This window comes from Thalassospira sp. SM2505 (assembly GCF_054901115.1).
In genome coordinates, this window is sequence record NZ_CM142731.1 from 2,149,026 (window position 1) to 2,168,760 (window position 19,735).

The window sequence follows — 19,735 nt, forward strand, 5'->3', positions numbered from 1 at the left end:
TGCTCAAAACAAAAGGCCCTGAAATATGTTCAGGGCCTTTGTTGATCAACGGGGTTATTCCGCCGCCTTAAGGTGTTCTGGCGGGTTGCGGAATTGTTCGATCAATTCTGCCTCGCGCTTTTTGACTTTGTCGATATTGCCATCCTTGATGTGGCCATAGCCACGGATCTGTTCGGGCAGGGCAAGCAGGGCATTTGCAATACGGGCATTATCCGCATTCAGGCCATCAACGACCTCGGTCACGAGTTTCTCGTAATCGGCAATCAGCTGGCGTTCCATCTTGCGTTCATGGGTGCGTCCGAACGGATCAAGTGCAGTTCCGCGCAGGAACTTGAATTTCGCAAGAACACGAAACGCACTCATCATCCAGGGACCATAGGTGGACTTTTTAAGCTGACCGCTTTCCGGGTCCTGTGTGGCAATGGCAGGCGGTGCAAGATGGAAGTGAATTTTGTAATCGCCTGCAAAATTCTTTGCCACTTTCTTCAGGAACGCCGGGTCCGTGTAAAGACGGGCAACTTCGTATTCGTCCTTATAGGCCAGCAGTTTGAAGTAATATTTGGCTACCGTCCGCGACAGTTCGTCTCCGTCCCCAAGCCGTTTTTCCGCAGCTCTGACTTTATCGACCAATGCAACAAAACGATCGGCATAGGCCGCGTTCTGATAATCGGTCAGGAAGGACCGGCGTTTGGCAACGATTTCGGAAAGGTCGGTTGCAATCGGATGGGCTTCGGTTTCGTTCGGACCGACGACTTCGATGACGCGTTTTGGATCATGGGCATAAAGGCGGCCCCAATGGAAGGACTGCTTGTTCATGTCCACAGCAACGGCGTTAAGTTCAATCGCCTGCATCAGGGCTTCTTCGCTGATCGGGATCAGGCCACGCTGCCAGGCAACACCAAGCATGAACAGGTTGGTTGCAATCGAGTTGCCCATCAGACGGGTGGCAATGTCGCTGCCCTCAACGAAATGAACCGCATCCGCCCCGCAGGCATCGTTGATGACTTTCATATGCTCGCTGGTTCTGAGCTGGAAGTCCGGATTGCGGGTAAAGGCACCGGTGACGGTTTCATGGGTATTAATTACTGCCTGGGTGAAGTTGCGGCGCATCTTGGCAAGGCCCTCAAAACTTGCCGCCACCAAAAGATCACAGCCCAGAACCACGTTTGCTTCACCCGCCGGAATACGCGCGGCATGCAGTTTGCTCTGATCATTGGCAAAACGGATATGGCTGACCACAGCACCACCTTTCTGGGCAAGACCGGCCATATCAAGGCCGACGATGCCTTTGCCTTCGATGTGGGCTGCCATGCCAAGCAATGCGCCAATGGTGACAACGCCCGTACCACCAACACCGGTGATCAGCACGGACCATGGATCATTGATATCCGGCAAGGTCGGACGTGGAAGGCTGGCAAAAACGGCATCACCGGTTTTGTCGCCCTTTGCGGCTGCTTCAGGCTTGCGGAGCGAACCGCCTTCGATGGTGACAAAGCTCGGGCAGAAGCCATTCAGGCAAGAGAAATCCTTGTTACATGCGGACTGGTCAATCGCACGTTTACGGCCAAACTCGGTTTCAACCGGGACAACGGCAAGACAGTTGGATTTCTCACCGCAATCGCCACAGCCCTCGCACACCAGATCGTTGATGAATACACGCTTGGGCGGATCAATCATCAGCTTGCGCTTCCGGCGACGGCGTTTTTCGGCCGCACAGGTCTGATCAAAGATCAGGATCGTAACGCCTTCGATTTCACGAAGCTCTTTCTGCGTATTATCAAGCTCGTCACGATGACGGATATCAACGCCGGGCGCAAAGTCCGCGCCCATCGGGTATTTGTCGGGCTCGTCTGACAAGACGATGATGCGTTTGGCACCTTCGTCAAACATCTGACGGGTGATCTGCGGAACCGTAAGCGGACCATCAACCGGCTGCCCGCCGGTCATGGCAACTGCGTCGTTAAACAGGATTTTGTAAGTGATATTGACGCCTGACGCGACTGCCGCCCGCACAGCAAGCGAGCCGGAGTGATAGTAGGTGCCATCGCCAAGGTTCTGGAAAACGTGCTTTGTATGGGTGAACGGGGCTTGGCCGATCCATGTCGCACCTTCGCCGCCCATATGGGTAAAGGTTTCGGTCGAACGGTCCATCCAGTTGACCATGTAATGGCAACCGATACCGGCCATGGCGCGGCTGCCTTCGGGCACCTTGGTTGAACTGTTATGCGGGCACCCCGGGCAGAACCATGGAATACGCGCGACATCCGGGCGCGGTTCGGCGATTTCCTTTTCTTTTTCAGCAAGCCAGTTGATGCGTTCATGGATGGCCGGGCTGTCATAGAAACGCTTGATGCGTTCGGCCAGAACCACAGCAATCCGGGCCGGGGTCAGTTCATCCATGGATGGCAGGATCCATTCGCCTTTTTCGTCGAACTTGCCGATCACCGTCGGGCGCACATCTTCGCGCCAGTTATAAAGCTGTTCCTTGACCTGGTTTTCCATCACCGCGCGTTTTTCCTCGACGACGATGATTTCCTCCAGCCCCATGGCAAATTCGCGAACGTCATCGCGGTTAAGCGGCCAGCTCATGCCGACTTTCAAAACGCGAATACCGATCTTGGCAGCATCGGCTTCGGAAATGCCGAGATCGTCAAAGGCCTGCATGACATCAAGATAAGCCTTGCCCGCAGTAATAATGCCGATACGGGCATTCGGGCTGTCGATCACGGTTTTATTGAGCTTGTTGGCGCGCGCATATGCCAGTGCGGCATATAGCTTGTATTTCATCAGGCGGTGTTCCTGTTCCTTTGGCGTATCAGGCCAACGGATGTGAAGACCACCTTCGGGCATCGCAAAATCTTCGGGAATGATCGGGGTGATGCGATCTGGCGCAACATCTGCAGCGGCCGAACTTTCCACCGTTTCAGCGATGGTTTTCATTGCCACCCAGCACCCGGAATAGCGGCTCATCGCCCAGCCATGAAGACCGAAATCAAGAATATCCTGCACACCTGACGGGTTAAGAACCGGGATCTGCGCATCGATAAAGGCATATTCGGTCTGATGGGGCAGGGTGGATGATTTGCAACTGTGGTCATCCCCGGCCAGAACCAGAACACCGCCATGTTTTGAGGTGCCAGCATGGTTGGCGTGCTTGAACACGTCACCCGACCGGTCAACACCTGGGCCCTTGCCATACCACATGCCAAAGACGCCATCATATTTGGCATCTTTATACATATTGACCTGTTGGCTGCCCCAGACGACAGTTGCAGCCAGGTCTTCATTCACACCGGGCTGAAATTCGATTTGCTGTTTGGTCAGGAATTTCTTGGCACGCCAAAGCTGTTGATCAAGGCCCCCCAGCGGCGATCCGCGATAGCCTGAAATGCAGCCAGCAGTATTCAAGCCCGCGCGCGCATCCAATTGGCGCTGCATCAGGGGCAAGCGTACCAGCGCTTGAATGCCCGTCAGGTAAACACGACCTTCTTCGAGCGTATATTTGTCGTCCAGGCTGATTGCCGCCAATTGTGCCATGACCGGTCTCCCTTGGGATCTCTCTGATATGCGGGGTCATTTCGGGCCGTTCGCACTGCATTTATTGATATGGGTGTTATTGCAGTGTTTCGGTATGACCTGTTTGTCTTTCATCCGGTGACAGCTTGCGGGACAGATACCGGATACAAGAATGGTAATGAATACTGACCTTTTTTCAAAGTGAACTCGCATCGCAATGCGTAAAACGCCTGATTGCATCGGTTGACGTTGGGTCAACTTATTATTTACTTATTTCAGTACCGATTTGCGCGCAATATAATTGCGCCTCTGCTGCGGTGCGAAACTTCACGGCATGTCGAGTCCGGGCTCGGATACGCAAAAGGACCGTGTTAAAGTGGCACGGGTTTTGGGTGCTCTGACACCGAGGAGCATAATATGGAACAGCGTGTATCGCTGATTACTTTGGGGGTGGCCGATCTGGACCGGTCACGTCGCTTTTACGAGGACGGCCTTGGCTGGCAAATGACCGAGATGGTCGAAGGCCAGGTGGTTTTCTATCAGTTGTCCAATGGTCTGGCACTTGGTCTTTTCGGTCGCGAAGACCTGAAAAAGGATGGGCATTTTGATGATGATACCGGTGCGACATTTGCGGGGCTGACCCTGGCCTATAACGCGCGCAGCGAAGAAGAAGTTGATCTGGTCATGGCCGATGCAGAGAAGGCCGGAGCAAAAATTCAGAAACCGGCCGAGAAAGTTTTCTGGGGTGGTTATTCCGGCTATTTCCGTGATCTTGACGGACATGCCTGGGAGATTGCCTTTAACCCGTTTTGGGAAATTGATCCTGCAGGGAATTTGATCATTCCTCCCAGCAAGGCGGAATAGCACTTGCCAGGGATAGAGGATGCGAAAGAGGGCAGTGCGTGGGTGCTGCCCTTTTTTATGTCCGGATTGCGTCAAATGGCATGGGGGAATGGACTGCAAGGTTGCATCAGGGGGAAATTCGTTTTACACAACGTGAATGTATTATTGGTCGCATTAAAATGAGCGATCAGTATTTGTACGCTAAACAGGGGGATCAGGATCGTGAGTTGGATTGACCAGTTTCAGGGTCTTTCGCGTTTGCCTGACACCATTCGAAACTATCTCCTTGAAGAAAGCAAGATCGTTACGGTTCCGGCCAATACGGTCATTTTTGGCCCGGGAAAGTCGCCAGAAAATTTGTTGTTATTGCTCGAAGGAACCGTTCGGGTACAGCAAACGTCAGATGCCGGACGCGAAATTGTTTTATATCGGGTGCATGCCGGGGAAAGTTGCGTCCTGACCACCGCCTGCCTTCTGGCCTATGAGGACTATTCCGCAGAGGGTATCGCCGAGACACAGACCCGCGCCGTCGCAATACCCAGAGCAGCCTTTGACAAACTGGTGTCTGATTCCATCGAGTTTCGCCAGTTTGTGTTCACCGCCTATTCCAAACGCATCACCGACCTGTTTGTTGTGATCGAGGAAATTGCCTTTCGCAGACTTGATATCCGACTGGCACAGAAGCTGATTGAACTTTGTGGGGCTGAGGACACAGTATCATCAACCCACCAGAAGCTGGCAGTCGAACTGGGAACAGCCCGCGAAGTCGTGTCGCGGCAATTACAGGAATTCCAGCGGCGCGGCTGGATTGAGCAGACCCGTGGCACAATAAGACTGATCGACCGTGACGAGATCGGCAAGCTTGCAAAAAGCTGATGTCGCAATGTTTTCCGGCTTTTGCAGGATATTTTTATTAATACATCATGATGTTTCGTTGTTTGGTGACAAGGTCACTGAACACCCAGGCCAGAATGCATAAAATGAACGGCATAACATGATGATTTGTTCGGAAAAGCACCGAACAGGGCTCATCCCAACCTTGTCTGTCCTGCGCTGTGAACCACAACTTGCAGGCCGTACTGTTTAGGAGGAATTATGTCTGATTACCCGGTAAACATGTCTGTAAATCCAGTCGTATCAGCATTCTTTGATCCTGATACCAACACGATCAGCTATGTGGTCAAGGACCCGGAAAGCAACGCCTGTGCTGTTGTTGATTCCGTGATGGACATTGACTATGCGGCAGGCCGGATCAGCTTCGACCATGCTGACAAGATCATTGCCTTCATCAGGGAAAATGATCTCAAGCTTGAATGGATTATCGAGACCCATGTTCATGCCGATCACCTCTCGGCAGCGCCATATATTCAGGAAAAGCTGGGTGGCAAGCTTGGCATTGGTTCACAAATCACCGTTGTGCAGGACACCTTTGGCAAGGTGTTCAACGAAGGCACCGAGTTCCAGCGTGATGGCAGCCAGTTCGATCGTCTGTTCGAAGATGGCGACACCTATCAGGTCGGTTCGATGACCTGCTTTGCGATCTACACGCCGGGACACACGCCGGCATGCATGGTCCATGTCATGGGTAATGCCGCCTTTGTGGGCGATACATTGTTCATGCCGGACGGTGGTTCAGCACGTGCTGACTTCCCCGGCGGGGATGCGGGAACTCTCTATGACAGCATTCAGAAATTGCTCGCGCTGCCAGACGATATGCGTTTGTTCATGTGCCATGACTATGGTCCGAATGGCCGGGAAATCCGTTGGGAAACAACGGTCGGCGAGGAAAAGCAGAACAACATTCATGTTGGTAACAACAAAACCCGCGAAGAGTTCATCGCCTTCCGTACCGAGCGCGACGCGCAGCTTGATATGCCGCGTCTGATCATTCCGTCTCTTCAGGTCAATATGCGTGCGGGACGACTGCCAACCGATGAAAGCGGTCATCAGGTTCTTAAAGTGCCGGTCAACGGCCTGTAATTGTCGGGAGGATCACCCATGGATACCAGAAAGATCAGTGACGGGATTTCGGTCAGTCCGCAAATCACGCCAGATGATGTCAGCGAAATCGCCAAACTTGGCTTTCGGTCGATCATTTGTAACCGGCCGGATGGCGAAGGCGCGGATCAGCCGACCTTCGACGAAGTTGCCAGAGCCGCTGTCAAGGCAGGACTGGAAGCACGCTATCTTCCGATTGTGTCGGGAAAGGTAAGTGATCGTGATGCCGATGATTTTGGTCAGGCGCTTGATGCATTGCCAAAACCGGTATTTGCCTATTGCCGGACCGGAACCAGATCGGCAACGCTCTGGTCGCTAAGTCAGGCGACCCGTCTTGGTGCCAGTGAAATTCTGCGCGCAACCAAGGCCGCAGGCTATGACATGGGCGGCGTTGTTCGCCGTATCGTTAATGGCGGCAAAACTCCGACCGATAATGGCGATGCCCGCTACGATGTCGTTATTGTCGGTGGCGGGGCTGCGGGGATTTCCGTTGCCTCAAGTTTGCAGGCCCGCCGTTCGGGGCTTGAAATTGCAATCATTGATCCGGCCGACATCCATTATTATCAGCCGGGCTGGACGATGGTGGGCGGTGGTGTCTTTGATGCAAGCACCACGGCACAGACGATGGGATCACTGATCCCGAAGGGTGTTCACTGGATCAAGGCGGCTGTTGCTGCATTCGAGCCAAAGGATGATGCCATCGTTCTTGATGGTTGCCGGGTGGTTAAGTATGGCCGTCTGATCGTCTGTCCCGGGCTGAAACTTGACTGGCATCGTATTGAAGGTCTGGTCGAGACATTGGGCCGCAATGGTGTGACGTCGAACTATCGCTATGATCTGGCGCCTTACACGTGGGAACTGGTATCGTCGATGCGTGAAGGCGAGGCGGTGTTTACACAGCCCCCGATGCCGATCAAATGCGCCGGTGCCCCGCAAAAGGCGCTCTATCTGTCGGGCGATCACTGGTATCGCAATGGTGCGATCAACAACATCAATATCGGGTTTTATAACGCCGGTGGCGTGTTGTTCGGCGTAAAGGACTATGTTCCGGCACTTGAGAAATACATCGACCGTTATGGCGCAGAACTGAATTTCTTCCACAATCTTGTGGCGATTGACGGTGTTGCGAAAAAGGCCTGGTTTGATGTGGTCAAACCAGATAGCGCGGTCCAGCGGGTTGAGAAATCCTTTGATATGATCCATGTCTGCCCGCCGCAAGTCGCACCGGACTTTATCCGGGTGTCACCGCTGGCGGATGCTGCGGGATGGGTCGATGTTGATCAGTCAACGCTGCGTCATAAAACCTTTGCCAATATCTGGTCGCTTGGCGATGTGATGAATGCACCCAACGCCAAAACGGCCGCCGCTGCGCGCAAGCAGGCACCTGTCGTTGCGGAAAATGTTGTCGCCGATATCGATGGCAAATCACCGATAGCACAATATGACGGTTACGGTTCCTGTCCGCTTACGGTCGAGCGTGGCCGGATCGTTCTGGCCGAGTTCGGATATGGCGGCGCACTGCGACCATCCTTCCCGAAATGGCTGATTGATGGCACGCATCCGTCACGCCTTGCATGGTTGCTTAAGGAAAAGATCCTGCCTCCGATTTATTGGAAAGCGATGCTGCGCGGCAAGGAATGGATGGCAAAGCCGGAAAAGATTTCTGCCAACTGACCAATGATGTCGGGGGCGCTTGTCGCCCCCGATTAACTCTGATCGAAGAGATCAATCGATGCTTTTGAAGTCGTTTGTAAAATATATTCCCGTCCTGGATTGGGGGCGGCGCTATGATCGGACCGCGTTCGGGAATGACATGGTCGCTGCCATCATTGTGACGATCATGCTGATCCCGCAATCGCTGGCCTATGCGCTTCTGGCAGGCTTGCCACCCGAGGCGGGGTTATATGCATCGATTGTACCGATCATTCTCTATGCGATCTTCGGAACCAGCCGCGCGCTTGCTGTCGGGCCGGTTGCCGTCGTGTCCCTGATGACGGCGGCCGCCATCGGCAATGTCGCCCAGGCGGGAACCATGGGCTATGCCGTTGCTGCCCTGACACTGGCGGCTTTATCTGGTGCCATTTTGCTGACGATGGGGGTGTTCAAGCTTGGTTTCCTTGCGAACTTTCTGTCTCATCCGGTAATCGCGGGTTTTATCACGGCATCGGGCATCCTCATTGCCGCAAGTCAGCTCAAGCATATTCTGGGTGTGAATGCCGGTGGTCATAACCTTTGGGAAATGGTGATGTCGCTGGTCGACCATCTGCCATCGACCAACCTGATCACGTTGCTGATCGGCGGGATGGCGACCGTATTTCTGTTCTGGGTTCGCAAGGGGCTCAAACCTGCCTTGCGCAAGATCGGCGTTGGTGCACGTCTTGCCGATGTCATAACAAAGGCGGGGCCGGTTGCTGCCGTCGTGGTGACGACATTGGCGGTCTGGAAATTCCAGCTTGCGGATGCCGGGGTGAAAATCGTTGGAGATGTACCGCAAAGCCTGCCACCACTGACCATGCCGGATTTTTCGATTGGTCTGGTTTCCGATCTTCTGATTCCGGCCCTTCTGATTTCGGTGATCGGTTTTGTTGAATCGATCTCTGTGGCCCAGACGCTGGCTGCAAAACGTCGTCAGCGGATCAATCCGGATCAGGAACTGATCGGTCTTGGCGCGGCAAACCTTGGTGCCGCTTTTACCGGTGGCTATCCGGTAACCGGGGGTTTTGCGCGCTCTGTCGTGAATTTTGATGCCGGTGCCCAAACGCCTGCTGCCGGGGCCTTTACCGCAGTTGGTCTTGCGATTGCTGCGATTGCGCTGACCCCGCTGGTTTATTTCCTGCCAAAGGCAACTCTGGCTGCGACCATCATTGTGGCGGTGCTGTCGCTTGTGGATTTCTCGATCCTTAAAACCAGCTGGCGCTATTCCAAGGCAGATTTCGTTGCGGTTCTGGCAACCATTCTTCTGACCCTTGGTTTCGGGGTTGAGGTCGGCGTGACGTCCGGGGTGGTGCTGTCGATTGGTTTGTTCCTTTACAAGACATCGCGTCCACATATTGCGGAGGTTGGTCTGGTTCCGAGTACCCAGCATTTCCGCAATATCAAACGCCACAAAGTGATCACTGATCCCTCGGTTCTGACAATCCGGATTGACGAAAGCCTGTATTTCGCCAATGCCCGTTTCCTTGAAGATTACATCCTTGATCGTGTAGTCGGTGATGACCGGCTCAAGCATGTCATTCTGATGTGTTCGGCGATCAACGAGATTGATCTGAGTGCCCTTGAATCGCTTGAAGCGATCAATCACAGACTGGATGAAATGGGGATCACCCTTCATCTGTCCGAGGTCAAGGGCCCGGTGATGGATCGCCTGAAATGTGCCCATTTTCTTGATGAACTGACCGGGAAAGTCTTCCTGTCGCAATATGACGCGATGAGTGATCTGTATAAGGCGCCGCTGGTCTCCGTCGCCTCAGTCACGCAAGAAGATGGCGATGAAAAGCCTGCGTCAAAGGCTGTTTGATCGCCACGATAAAACGACAAAAGCCCGGCACTGCGTATACCGGGCTTTTGTTTTTTGGGTCAGGCCTTTCGTTTCCCAAGGTGGGGCAGCAGATAAATCAGCCCCCCAGCCAGCAGCCCCCAGAACGCACCTGAAATCCCGTAGAATGTCAGTCCGGCGGCCGTAACGATAAAGGTCACAGCCGCAGCTTCGCGGCCATCTTCTTCCTTGAAGGCGGCAACGGTTGATCCGGCAAAAGCCCCGATCAGGGCAAGCCCGGCAACTGCTTCGATAAGGATGCTTGGTGCCAGACTGACAAAGGCGGTCACCAAGCCGGCAAGCAATCCGAAGACGATATAGAAAACACCGCCCGAAATTGTTGCCCAGTAGCGTTTTGATGGGTCAGGATGGGCGTCCTTGCCTGCACAAAGGGCCGCCGTAATTGCAGCAAGGTTAACCGCATGTCCGCCAAATGGCGCGGACAATAGTGAAAAGATACCGGTTACGGTGAAAAGAGGACCCGGTGGTGTATCATAATCATTGGCCCGCAAAACAGCCGTCCCCGGAATATTCTGCGATGCCATGGTGACAATGAACAGCGGCAGGGCAATACCGATCAGGCCGCTTAACGTGAATTCCGGTATGACAAACTCGACCGGCGGGGCGATTGAGTTACCAAGATCGGCAAGTGCGTTTTCCGGAAACTCCACGCCAAAGATCATGACGGCAATAAAGGCCAGAAGAGCCGCAGGAACCGCCAATAGACGATTGAAACGCCCGACGACCAGCCAGGCAACGGCAATTGGCAGACCAAGCAATGGATTAAAGGCAACGGCCTTGACCGGCGCAAGGCAAAGTCCCAGCAGAACACCGGCCAGCATCGCATTGGCCAGCGGGGCAGGGATGCCCGCGACCGCGCGGCCCAATGGACGCCAGACACCGCTTATAACGATCAGGATCGCACAAACGATAAAGGCACCGACAGCAACGGCAAATCCCCCGTCAACTGCTCCGGACGTCGCCAAAAGTGCTGCTCCGGGCGTTGACCATGCAATGCTGATCGGCATGCGGGTTTTGAATGACAGGACGATCGCACATAGACCCATCGAAACCGAAAGCGCCATAAGCCCGGACGCTGCCTGTTCGGGCGATGCCCCGACGGCAGTCAATCCCTGCAGGACAACGGCAAATGAACTGGCAAACCCGACAAAACCGGCCAAAAGGCCCATGAAGATACTTTGGGGCGAGATATCGCGCAGCATGATGGCTCCGAAATATAAAAGTGTATGGTTGTTCGCAGTGACGCAGATTGCGACCCTAAAGGGAAGTCATTGATCTCACCAGAAAAAATGAGAGCCCCGCAAACAGGTGTTTACGGGGCGACGATGGGGGACGCGTATCAGATTTCCGGAAATGGTGCCTCAGGAGATCAGTTCAAACATGATTTTGCGTTTTTCCGTGTCTGAGCCACTGCCGATAAAGTTCTGGAAGGATCGGTTTGTCCAAATCCCGTCTGCACTGAGGCCATTTGTGCAAGTGATTTTCCAGCGCCCGGTTTCAGTGGTCTTTTCAGCATTTACCGTAATTCCAGAACACTCGGCATTCTGTTCAGATAAGGTGAATTTAAATTCAGTCTGTGCTGCGGTTTCACGGGTAATCACGCCAGACAATTCATCGGAGACGCCTTGCCAGGATCCCTTCATCGTTGTCAATGGTTTCTTGGGGCCGGATTTTTGTGCTCCCGGCAATGGTCCAACGTCCGCAAAAGCCGCCGCGATGCTGACTTTGTCGGCCTCGGTGATCAGATCAATTTTTTGGACGAGTTCTTCCGGCGAGACGGTGAAATTGTCTCCGCATGTTCCGAACCGGACAACTGCGTCGGACCAACCGCGATCATTGTCGTAAGGTGTATGGCTTTTGAAGCGCTTGGCAAACCCGCCAACGCTGCATTTTCCCGTATTCGCAAGCCAGCCTTTGGTGCGAGGGGAAACCTGATCAAGTTCAGCATAACTATCACCGGAAACGGGAAATTTCTTGGCGAGCTGTGAAAAGATCGTTCGATCAGCCATGCGTTCTTCGGTGTTGATTGAAAACCAAGCCGTCGTGAGAAATTCAATTTCAATGAAAGAGCGCCCCGAATCCCACGTGATTGTCTCTACCCAGCCCTGACCATTGTTCCTTTGCCGAGCATGGGTGATGTATTCTTTAGAAGGCGTCAGAAATGCAAACGTATTGAACCGGCTTTCTATGGGCTGGAACGTGCCTTTATCTTCAATCTTCAGGGATTGACCTTTGACATCTCTCGGTCCGTCCGTGGTAACACATGCCGCCAATGTTGCAGCGAGGATAACGGGAATAAGTAGTCTCGGAAGCATTGTCGTTCTTTCTTTTTCCAAACATTGAACTCCAGCATACTTTGACGGATAGGGGTGTATAGTTCCACCTTAAATTGCCCATGCCAAAATAAAAACAGCCCTGAATTGCAGGGCTGTTTTTCGTTTGGAATAATCAGGATTGCCTAACGTTCCGTGATTTTGAACTCGATACGCCGGTTTCGGCGATAGGCGATTTCATCATCGCGGTTATCAAGGGGCTGATATTCACCAAAGCCCGCTGCAACCAGACGATTTGGCGGAACACCCTGATCAATCAGGAACTTGACCACCGAGATGGCGCGCGCGGCTGAAAGTTCCCAGTTCGATGCGAATTTCAGGTTCCGGATCGGTACCTTGTCAGTGTGGCCGTCAACGCGCATGACCCAGTCAATATCGTCGGGGATATCCGCCGCAATGGTTTTAAGCGTCTCGCCAAGTTTGGCGAGCTGTTCCTGACCGCCTTCGCCCAGATCCGCAGAACCCGATGCAAACAGGACTTCTGACTGGAAGACAAAGCGATCGCCAACCACACGGATATCCTGACGGTCGCCAAGGACCTCGCGCAGGCGGCCAAAGAATTCTGACCGGTATCGCTGCAATTCCGCGACCTTGGTCGCCAATGCCGCGTTCAGGCGCTGCCCCAGATTGACGATCTGGGCTTGCTTGTCGGCATTTTCACGTTCGGATGCTTCAAGGGCTGCTTCGATTTTCTGCAATTGCTGGCGCAGTGCCAGCATCTGCTGGTTCAGCGCGGCAACCTGTGCCTGTGCCTCGGTGCTCAGGTTTTTCTGGGTTTCCAGTTCGGCCGCACGCGATGCCAGAAGGGCAGAAAGTTCTTCGATACGGGCATCCTGATCCGATATTTTTTCTTCGCTGTTGCTGCGCAGTTCGGAAAGCTCGGTTTCCTTGTCTTCAAGTGAGGCAAGGGCAGCCAGAAGCTTTTTCTCGATCTCGTCAGCCGAAAGCTTGGCATCAGAAAGCTGCGTCGCCAATGCAGCCGCGCGCGCCTTAAGATCATCACGCTGGTCACTGGTGTTGGAAAGTTCAGTGGTCAACTGGGTCAGTTCCAGTTCCATCCGCTGGTTATTTCCACGTTCAAGCGACAACAGATTGGTCAGTTCATTGACCTGTGCGGTCAAATCACTCAGCGCTTCATCACGACCCGAAAGAGCCGCGCCAAGATAGACCTGCGCAATCACGAAGATCATCAAAAGAAAGATGATCACCATCAACAATGTTGCCAGCGCGTCAACAAAGCCCGGCCAGGTATTTACATCGCGGTTACGACGGCGCGAAAGCCCGATCATGCGATCAGCCCTCCTCGGCGATGGCGGCGATGGTACGGGCCAGAAGTTTGATTTCGCTTCTGATTTCCTGTGTGGATTGCTGGCGGCCGATGGTCAGTTCTTCGGCGACACGGCTCAACTGGTTGTCAAGCGAACGGATATGCGCACGCGTGTTGTCATCAATGCCAAAGCTGCCCATTTTCATGGAGTCTGCAAGCTGATCAAGAACCGGTTTCAGATGCATCTGGTTTTCGGCCAGCTTGACCATCAATTGCTGCTCGGCTTTCATCTGATCGGTGAGGGTCGACAATTTGTCAGCAAGATCAATCAGGGTGTTATGCGACTTGATCTGCGAGCTTTCAGAACGCTGGATCGAATTCTGCAAGCCTTCCATATTGTCAGCCATCTGTTCGATCAGGGCCGAAAGATAGGCCGGAACCGATTGTTCGCCATCCGAAAGTGCACTGCCCGAACCCAGACGGGTAATGCTTGAAAGCCATTCTTCAAGATCATTGAAGAAACGGTTCTGTGCCTGGCCTGCCTGCATATCAAGAAGGCCAAGGGCAAGCGACCCTGCCAGACCAAACAGTGATGACGAAAACGCTGTGCCCATACCACTTAGCGGTTCAGACAGGCCTTCCTTAAGATCGGAGAACCAGAGATCAAGGTTCGACCCGCTGCCGACATTGACATTCCCGATGACATCCGCGACCGAGTTGACGGTCTGAAGCAGGCCCCAGAACGTGCCGAGCAGGCCAAGGAACACCAGAAGTCCCACCACATAGCGCGACAATTCGCGGCTCTCATCAAGGCGCGAACGAATGGAATCAAGGATGGTCCGGGTCGATGTGGTCGAAAGCTGCGGACGATCGCGGCGCTGTTCGGCCATCATGCTGGCCATCGGGGCCAGAAGTTTCGGCGGAACCTGTGATGTCAGGCCCGGACGTGACCGACGGAAATCTTCGATCCAGGTTACTTCCGGTGACAGGCTTGCCGCCATGCGGAAGGTATAAACAACCCCGACCACAAACACGCCAAGGATCAGACCATTGAGAACAGCATTGGCCATAAAGGCATCAGACAATGTTGGGAACAGCAATGCGCCGACCCCGACGATAATGGCAACAAAGATTGCCATACGTGTCAGATAACTTCCGGGTTTGGTAATGGGCAGGACCGTGCCTGCACCATTGGCCGAATGACTGCTCATGACGGATTAATCCTAGCGTTGAACGGTTTTGATATCGACGCGATCAGCAGGGCCGGATGGAACGTTCGAGCCAAGGGCACGAACATCAATGCGCGTGGAGCGCACGCCCTGATCGATCAGATAGGAACGGACCTGAAGTGCACGCGAAAGCGACAGTCGACGCGCCTTTGACGCATTCGCCCCGTCACCCTGCGCATAGGCCTGAAGCTGAATGCGAAGGCTGTCATCTTTGTTCATGGCGGCGATCACCTGATCAAGCTCGCTTCTTGCCTGACTGCTGAGTTCAAAGCTGTCGGCGGCAAAGCCCAGGCTGTATTCATCGCCACCACTTGCAGGCATCGGTGCCGGTGCAGTGCTTGCGGGCGGAATAGCGGCTTCCTCAGCAACTGGTTGCGGTGCAGGTGCCGGTTCGGCTTTCGGTGCGGCTTCGGCCATCGCCGGTGCAGACTGGGTCGTATCAGGTGAGGGTGCCGGTGCAGGCGGAACTTCGGTGCTTTTGGCGATCGGTTCAACCACTGGCGCACTTGGTGCGGCGGGGGCTGCGCTGTCCTCAGACAGAAGCGGCGGGGCCTTTGGCAGTTCAATAACTTCGGCTGTTTCGGCCGCCGGCGCTGCAGTCGGTGCTGCAACCGGTGCTGCTGCCATGGTCGGTGCCGCAGGTGCAGGTTCCGGCGCCGGTTTGGTCAAGGGCGTTGGCGTATTTGATGCGCTGCTTTCTGCCATAACCGGTGCGGCCGGTTTGCTGCGCGGCGCAGACGTCGGTTCAGGCTGTTGCAGGGCAATGGTCTGGTTTGCACCATCATCCATTGCCGCCGATGCACTCACGCCCGGAACGCCATAAAATTCGGATTGGCTCGGAAATGCGTTGCCGCTGCCTGCACCATCAATAACAACGGTTTCATAACCACTGTCATCGCTGCCCGATGCAGAGGCACCGGCGAACTGGTCGCCTGCAAGGAACTCGGATTTAGGTTTGGTTTCCGGGTAAATCAGATCTCCACCGGGCATCACGATATGTTCGCGCGAAACGGTTGGCGAAAGATATTGCGGGACGGTCGGCTGATCGCCAAACCCGTCTGCGACATCCCAGTTTACCTGTACGCTATTATCAACCGAGACGGGGGAGTATTGCTGTGCGGATGCGTCACTGCCATAGAACACGCCGGTTCCCAGTGCAGCTGCCATCGCAAGCACGGAAATATTGGAATACCCCTTCATCAAATCGCAGGCCCCTTAATACCCTGTGTTTGAAATCGTTTTATAACGTTTTTCTTTTTCACACAGTTTTGTGTCGATCGTTAGGCACCCGCAAAAATTTACCGAATGCCGCCCCTGTTGTCTGGCAGCCCGTTCAAAGGCCACTCAGTACCAAGCACCATAGCTTAGAGACAGGTAATGGACAACCGCTTTGACCGATAAAGCAAAAGGGGCACTTCGGTAAATTCCGAAGTGCCCCTTTCAAAAAACGGTAATAAAAGCGGGATGTTAGTCCGTGATCGCTTTCTTCAGCGTTTTAGCCAGAACCGGCTGGATATAGTCGTTGGCAGCAACGACGCTACCGGTGCCAAGCATGTTGGTACCACCGTTAATATCGCGGACATAGCCACCAGCTTCGGTCACGATCAGAAGACCTGCTGCGATATCCCACGCATTGATGTGGGACTCCCAGTAACCGTCGTAACGGCCTGCTGCGACATAAGCCAGATCAAGAGATGCAGCACCCATGCGACGAACACCTGCACAACGATCCATGACCGAATGCAGCTGTTTTTCAAAGGCAGCATGATCGCCATGGCCAAGATGGGGAACGCCACAAGCCAGAACGCATTCGTTCATACGACGGCGGCCGGAAACACGCAGGCGACGGTTGTCAAGAAACGCACCAAGGCCTTTTTCCGCCCAGAAGCACTCATCCTTGGCAACGTCATAGATCATGCCAGCGATGATTTCGTCCCCTTTCTGAAGGGCAACCGAAATGGCAAAATGCGGAATGCCATGCAGGAAGTTGGTGGTGCCATCAAGCGGGTCGATGATCCAGCGATGTTCCGGATCGGATCCCTTGACCTCACCGCCTTCTTCAAGCAGGAAGCCGTAACCCGGACGGGAACGTTCCAGCTCTTCACGCAGGCGTTTCTCGGCACGGTGATCAGCCGCAGATACGAAATCTGCCGGGCCTTTCATCGACACCTGAAGGTTTTCGACTTCACCGAAGTCGCGTTTCAGTCCATAGGCTGCTTTTTCAACAGCCTTGTACATAACGTTGATATTCGCAGAACGACGGGCGGCGCCTCGCACGGCATATCTCCCGGTGTTTGAATTAAAGGGAGGGCAAAAACCCTAAACCAGAGAGCGGATAACGCCCTTAGTCCTTGGCACGCTCGATATAGGTGCCTTCAACCGTGTTCACGACGATGCGGGTACCCGATTCAATATGCGGGGGCACCATCACACGAACACCGTTTTCAAGAACGGCTGGTTTGAAAGAAGAAGACTGGGTCTGACCTTTGACAACGGCGTCGGCTTCAACAATCTGGAAGACAACATGTTCCGGAAGGGTCACGCCAAGCGGCTCGCCTTCGAAGGATTCGATGGTAACAACCATGCCATCCTGAAGATAAACAGCCGGTTCGCCAACAAGGTCAGCATTAATCGTGATCTGATCGTAGGTTTCGCTGTCCATAAAGGTGATCATGTCACCATCGGCAAACAGGTAGGTGTATTCTTTCTGCTCAAGGCGAACCTTTTCGACAGTTTCCGATGCACGGAAACGTTCGTTCAGCTTGGTGCCGGTACGAATGTCTTTAAGTTCAACCTGGTTAAAAGCACCGCCTTTACCCGGCTTCACAGCCTGGCATTTTACTGCACGCCACAGGGCACCTTTATGTTCGATAAGGTTACCCGGACGGATTTCGTTGCCGTTGATTTTCATGGCACCAACCGTTCTTTCAGATCACAGATTCACAATGCAATAAGGGGCACTTGCCCCATTTAAGGTGCGTTAAGTACCAGTTTGGCGTTTTTGCTGCAAGCAGATTGATCAGGGTTGTCGTGCATGACAGCCTGTCATTCCCGCATGGCTGAGGCCAACCGGTTGTCACCCAATATCTTTATGACGGATTGCGCAATCAGATTGCAGTGGCCGCAATTGCTGCCTTGATCGCCTTTGCCCCGGCCTCGGGCCCGTCGGGATGGTTCCAGACACCACCGGTCACTGCGATGAAATCAGCCCCGGCCAACACAATCGGGCCAAGATTTTCGGCCGTTATTCCGCCAATTGCAACGCAAGGGACGGTGGTAAAGGTCGTCCAGATTTCAAGGATTTCCGGCGTGACGCTGGTTTTGGCTTCTTTGGTTTCGGTCGGATAGAACGCACCAAATGCAACGTAGTCAGCACCCTTGTCGCCAAGGATCATCGCGCGGTGGCGGCTGTCATAGCAGGAAACACCGACAATATGCTCTTCCCCCATAATCGCGCGCGCCTCGTCATAGCTGGCATCTTCCTCGCCAACATGAACGCCGTCGCAGCCCGATTTTTTGGCAAGATCCGGACGGTCATTAAGGATCAGCGGAATGTCGCGGTCGTTACACATCGGAAGGATGGTATCAATCGCCTTGCGGATTTCATCGTCGCTGACGTCTTTAAGGCGGAGCTGCAGGCAATCAACCGCACCGGTATCTAGAACGGACTTCAGCTTCTCGCCAAAGGAAGAAAGTTCGATTTTCGGCGGGGTCAGAAGATAAAGACCGGCAAGTTCGTCAGTATTCACAATGATAATTCCTGATGATTTCCTGCGTGTTATGTAACCCTTGGCGGTGCTTTTGGCAATTGCCTTGGGGAAGGGGCTTATCGAAGACTGGTTTTCAAACGCCGGTCAAGTTCATGGTCGGGCAATCGGTCATCTTCCATCTCATAAATTGCGATTGCCGCCGGATGTGCAGTCATGATCGCGCATCCGGCTTGCCGCCCCAGATCGCGCAGGCTTTGGACTTGCACCTCGTCAAGGGGATCAATGATAACACAATCAATGCCGATCTCGATTGCGGCCAATGCCCCCGACAGGCGTCCACGACAATCAAGCGTTGCCTTGAACCGGGCGTCGGGGAATTCGCTGCGGATCAGCGTGACCAGATCACCGAACCACTGCGCACCATGCGAAAGGGCGGCATTTTCAGGTGAGAGCAGGACGAAGGACCGGTTTCCCATAACGCGGCATGCCGATCTTGCACCGGAAATGCCCTGAATTCGGATGATGGGATCAAGCTCTGACGTCATGGGCGCGTATCGTTATGAAGGGGTGCGGGCAACATAGACGGTGTTGATGTCTTCGCGATCAATCAACGGATGCCGGAATGTAATTACCTCTGCACGAATATTGTCAAAGGCAGCTGACAGGTTTTCTTCAAACCACGGTTCGGGCAACTCGGTTGACCACAGGGCAAAAACACCACCGGGGACAAGGTGCTGTGCAAGTTTCTGGAGGCCATCCTTGGTATAAAGGCGTTTATGATCATCATGCAAAACATTGCCCGGTGAATGGTCAACATCAAGCAGTATGGCGTCATGTTTTGTTGCGGGGGCATCCGGGTTCATTCCGGCCGTTTCCGAAAGGGCTGCGCCAAAGAAATCCCCATGCACCAGCGCGCAACGCGGATCGCTCGAAAGTTGCGCGCCAAGCGGTAGCAAGCCTTGCTGATGCCATTCGATGACCTCGGGCAAGGTATCAAGCACGGTCAGCTTTCCGGTTTTGGGATTATCAAGGGCCGCCTTGGCGGTATAGCCAAGTCCCAATCCGCCTACCACAACATCAAGGTTATCACGGTCAAGTTCTGCCAGTCCCAGATCGGCAAGGGCAATCTCGGCGTCGGTGAACAGGCTCGACATCAGATATTCGTCATCAAGCTTGATCTCGTAGACGTCGATATCGAGACTAAGTTCGCGCCGACGACGCAGGCTAAGAACGCCCATCGGGGTAGGCCGGTAATCGAGTTCCTTGAATAAAAGGCTCACGTC

16 protein-coding genes are annotated in these 19,735 nt (G+C 53.9%); 5 read left to right on the top strand and 11 right to left on the bottom strand.

The window, feature by feature from the left end; all coding sequences use genetic code 11:
* Nucleotides 1-54: 54 nt before the first annotated feature.
* The gene (locus tag ACTU44_RS09960) at nt 55-3,537 is read right to left on the bottom strand and encodes an indolepyruvate ferredoxin oxidoreductase family protein (protein ID WP_462097339.1); all 3,483 of its coding nucleotides are present in this window, start codon (nt 3,535-3,537) and stop codon (nt 55-57) included.
* Nucleotides 3,538-3,933: 396 nt separating this feature from the next.
* Between ACTU44_RS09960 and ACTU44_RS09965 the strand changes: the two genes are divergently transcribed.
* The 5 genes from ACTU44_RS09965 (at nt 3,934) to ACTU44_RS09985 (ending at nt 9,874) form a co-directional block, all read left to right on the top strand.
* Nucleotides 3,934-4,380 carry a VOC family protein gene (locus ACTU44_RS09965; RefSeq protein ID WP_462097340.1) on the top strand — a complete coding sequence of 149 codons (447 nt, stop codon included), beginning with the start codon at nt 3,934-3,936 and terminating at the stop codon, nt 4,378-4,380.
* Between the two features lie 201 nt (nt 4,381-4,581).
* Entirely contained in the window at nt 4,582-5,235 is a 654-nt protein-coding gene (locus ACTU44_RS09970; protein WP_462097341.1) for a Crp/Fnr family transcriptional regulator, read from the top strand.
* Between the two features lie 219 nt (nt 5,236-5,454).
* Nucleotides 5,455-6,339 carry an MBL fold metallo-hydrolase gene (locus tag ACTU44_RS09975; RefSeq protein WP_336080548.1) on the top strand — a complete coding sequence of 295 codons (885 nt, stop codon included), beginning with the start codon at nt 5,455-5,457 and terminating at the stop codon, nt 6,337-6,339.
* Nucleotides 6,340-6,357: 18 nt separating this feature from the next.
* Nucleotides 6,358-8,031, top strand: coding sequence for a bifunctional protein tyrosine phosphatase family protein/NAD(P)/FAD-dependent oxidoreductase (locus ACTU44_RS09980; RefSeq protein ID WP_114098708.1), 1,674 nt, complete (start codon nt 6,358-6,360; stop codon nt 8,029-8,031).
* A 58-nt stretch (nt 8,032-8,089) separates the two neighbouring features.
* Nucleotides 8,090-9,874 carry a SulP family inorganic anion transporter gene (locus ACTU44_RS09985; RefSeq protein WP_462097342.1) on the top strand — a complete coding sequence of 595 codons (1,785 nt, stop codon included), beginning with the start codon at nt 8,090-8,092 and terminating at the stop codon, nt 9,872-9,874.
* 59 nt (nt 9,875-9,933) lie between these two features.
* Here the strand turns inward: ACTU44_RS09985 and ACTU44_RS09990 are convergent, their stop codons facing one another.
* From ACTU44_RS09990 to ACTU44_RS10035, 10 genes are all read right to left on the bottom strand, one after another.
* The gene (locus ACTU44_RS09990) at nt 9,934-11,115 is read right to left on the bottom strand and encodes a benzoate/H(+) symporter BenE family transporter (RefSeq protein WP_462097343.1); all 1,182 of its coding nucleotides are present in this window, start codon (nt 11,113-11,115) and stop codon (nt 9,934-9,936) included.
* 159 nt (nt 11,116-11,274) lie between these two features.
* Nucleotides 11,275-12,249 (bottom strand): hypothetical protein, encoded by a 975-nt coding sequence (locus ACTU44_RS09995; RefSeq protein ID WP_462097344.1) that lies wholly within the window; start codon nt 12,247-12,249, stop codon nt 11,275-11,277.
* A 122-nt stretch (nt 12,250-12,371) separates the two neighbouring features.
* On the bottom strand, nt 12,372-13,535 hold the full coding sequence (locus ACTU44_RS10000; protein WP_114098705.1) for a peptidoglycan -binding protein: 1,164 nt from the start codon (nt 13,533-13,535) through the stop codon (nt 12,372-12,374).
* A 4-nt stretch (nt 13,536-13,539) separates the two neighbouring features.
* Complete coding sequence (locus ACTU44_RS10005) at nt 13,540-14,724, bottom strand: flagellar motor protein MotA (protein ID WP_462097345.1); 1,185 nt, start codon at nt 14,722-14,724, stop codon at nt 13,540-13,542.
* Between the two features lie 12 nt (nt 14,725-14,736).
* Nucleotides 14,737-15,942, bottom strand: a complete 1,206-nt coding sequence (locus tag ACTU44_RS10010) for an OmpA family protein (RefSeq protein WP_462097346.1) — start codon at nt 15,940-15,942, stop codon at nt 14,737-14,739.
* A gap of 267 nt (nt 15,943-16,209) precedes the next feature.
* Nucleotides 16,210-17,019: an inositol monophosphatase family protein gene (locus tag ACTU44_RS10015; protein WP_220150324.1), complete on the bottom strand. Its 810-nt coding sequence runs from the start codon at nt 17,017-17,019 to the stop codon at nt 16,210-16,212.
* A gap of 67 nt (nt 17,020-17,086) precedes the next feature.
* Nucleotides 17,087-17,653 carry an elongation factor P gene (efp, locus tag ACTU44_RS10020; protein WP_114098701.1) on the bottom strand — a complete coding sequence of 189 codons (567 nt, stop codon included), beginning with the start codon at nt 17,651-17,653 and terminating at the stop codon, nt 17,087-17,089.
* A 196-nt stretch (nt 17,654-17,849) separates the two neighbouring features.
* Nucleotides 17,850-18,491 (bottom strand): thiamine phosphate synthase, encoded by a 642-nt coding sequence (gene thiE / locus ACTU44_RS10025; RefSeq protein WP_114098700.1) that lies wholly within the window; start codon nt 18,489-18,491, stop codon nt 17,850-17,852.
* Between the two features lie 77 nt (nt 18,492-18,568).
* A complete protein-coding gene (locus tag ACTU44_RS10030) occupies nt 18,569-18,997 on the bottom strand; it encodes a hypothetical protein (protein ID WP_462097347.1) in 429 nt (142 codons plus the stop codon).
* A 12-nt stretch (nt 18,998-19,009) separates the two neighbouring features.
* Entirely contained in the window at nt 19,010-19,732 is a 723-nt protein-coding gene (locus tag ACTU44_RS10035; protein ID WP_462097348.1) for a polyamine aminopropyltransferase, read from the bottom strand.
* Nucleotides 19,733-19,735 lie beyond the last annotated feature (3 nt).

What these genes read in the sequence shown, in the direction of transcription:
- ACTU44_RS09960 (WP_462097339.1), bottom strand. Translation starts at nt 3,537, where the DNA reads ATGGCACAATTGGCGGCAATCAGCCTGGACGACAAATATACGCTCGAA.
- ACTU44_RS09965 (WP_462097340.1), top strand. Translation starts at nt 3,934, where the DNA reads ATGGAACAGCGTGTATCGCTGATTACTTTGGGGGTGGCCGATCTGGAC.
- ACTU44_RS09975 (WP_336080548.1), top strand. Translation starts at nt 5,455, where the DNA reads ATGTCTGATTACCCGGTAAACATGTCTGTAAATCCAGTCGTATCAGCA.
- ACTU44_RS09980 (WP_114098708.1), top strand. Translation starts at nt 6,358, where the DNA reads ATGGATACCAGAAAGATCAGTGACGGGATTTCGGTCAGTCCGCAAATC.
- ACTU44_RS09985 (WP_462097342.1), top strand. Translation starts at nt 8,090, where the DNA reads ATGCTTTTGAAGTCGTTTGTAAAATATATTCCCGTCCTGGATTGGGGG.
- ACTU44_RS09990 (WP_462097343.1), bottom strand. Translation starts at nt 11,115, where the DNA reads ATGCTGCGCGATATCTCGCCCCAAAGTATCTTCATGGGCCTTTTGGCC.
- ACTU44_RS10000 (WP_114098705.1), bottom strand. Translation starts at nt 13,535, where the DNA reads ATGATCGGGCTTTCGCGCCGTCGTAACCGCGATGTAAATACCTGGCCG.
- ACTU44_RS10005 (WP_462097345.1), bottom strand. Translation starts at nt 14,724, where the DNA reads ATGAGCAGTCATTCGGCCAATGGTGCAGGCACGGTCCTGCCCATTACC.
- ACTU44_RS10010 (WP_462097346.1), bottom strand. Translation starts at nt 15,942, where the DNA reads ATGAAGGGGTATTCCAATATTTCCGTGCTTGCGATGGCAGCTGCACTG.
- efp (WP_114098701.1), bottom strand. Translation starts at nt 17,653, where the DNA reads ATGAAAATCAACGGCAACGAAATCCGTCCGGGTAACCTTATCGAACAT.
- ACTU44_RS10030 (WP_462097347.1), bottom strand. Translation starts at nt 18,997, where the DNA reads ATGACGTCAGAGCTTGATCCCATCATCCGAATTCAGGGCATTTCCGGT.